The sequence below is a fragment of the Plantactinospora sp. B24E8 genome (genome assembly GCF_039871735.1).
Lineage (GTDB): Bacteria > Actinomycetota > Actinomycetes > Mycobacteriales > Micromonosporaceae > Plantactinospora.
In genome coordinates this window covers 1-1,330 of record NZ_JBDPMH010000077.1, presented here as the reverse complement: position 1 = coordinate 1,330, position 1,330 = coordinate 1, and the positions used below count along the sequence as shown (strand labels likewise).

At 60.8% G+C, this 1,330-nt stretch carries 1 protein-coding gene; it reads right to left on the bottom strand.

Annotation, left to right across the window (positions count from 1 at the left end; translation table 11 throughout):
* Window positions 1-1,309, bottom strand: a 1,309-nt coding sequence (locus ABGB21_RS36815; protein WP_347681764.1) for an amino acid adenylation domain-containing protein, incomplete at its 3' end; no start/stop codon positions are given.
* Window positions 1,310-1,330 lie beyond the last annotated feature (21 nt).

Sequence of the window (1,330 nt, the reverse complement as noted above, 5' to 3'; positions counted from 1 at the left end):
CGTCGCGGAGGAGGACGACGGCGTCCCGGACCCCCGGATGCCCCGCCAACACCGCCCCGATCTCCCCCAACTCCACCCGATAACCACGAATCTTCACCTGATCATCCGCACGCCCCAAAAACTCCAACCCACCATCGCGCCGCCACCGCGCCACATCCCCCGACCGATACAACCGCCCCCCACCACCAAACGGATCCGGCACAAACCGCTCCGCCGTCAACCCCGCACGATTCAAATAACCCCGAGCAACACCCCCACCACCCACAAAAATCTCACCCGGAACCCCCACCGGCACCGGATAACCCCACCCATCCAACAAAAACACCGACAAATCATCCAACGGCACACCCACACGATTCGGAGCCCCCAGAACAAAATCCTCCTCCGACAACTCATAAAACGTCGAATGCACCGTCGTCTCAGTAATCCCATACATATTCACCAACCGAGGCCGACCAAGCCCGAACCGCTCCACCCACGGCACCAGCTCACCAACCTCCAACCGCTCACCCGCAAACACCACCACCCGCAGACACAAACCATCCAAACGCCGATCACCATCAGCCGCCAACCCCACCAACGACCGAAACGCCGACGGCGTCTGATTCAACACCGTCACCCGATGCTCCACCAACAAATCCACAAACTCATCCGGAGCCCGCGCCACCGACCCCGGCACCACCACCAACCGACCCCCATGCAACAACGCACCCCACAACTCCCACACCGACACATCAAACGCATACGAATGAAACAACGGCCACACATCATCCGCCGAAAAACCGTAATACCTGTCCGCCACCGCAAACAACCTCACCACATTCGCATGCGACAGACACACACCCTTCGGCCGACCCGTCGAACCCGACGTATAAATCACATAAATCAAATCATCCGGCCCACCCGACACCCCAGGATCCGACACCGGCAAACCCGCCAACGACTCATCCCGATCCACCACCAACAACGGACCAGACCACACCCCACCCAACACAGACACCAACAACGACGACGACACCACCACCGACACACCCGCATCAGCCACCATGAAACCCAAACGCTCCACAGGCTGCGCAGGATCCAACGGCAGATAACCCGCCCCCGCCTTCAACACACCCAACAACACCGGAACCAGATCAACACCCCGCTCCAAACACACCCCCACCACCGACTCACGACCCACACCAACCCCACGCAACCAATGAGCAACCCGATTCGCCCGCTCATTCACCTCCCCATACGACAACTCCACACCACCCGCCACCACCGCCACCGCACCCGGCGACCGCACCACCTGAGCCTCGAACAACTCATGCACCCGAGCCGTGAC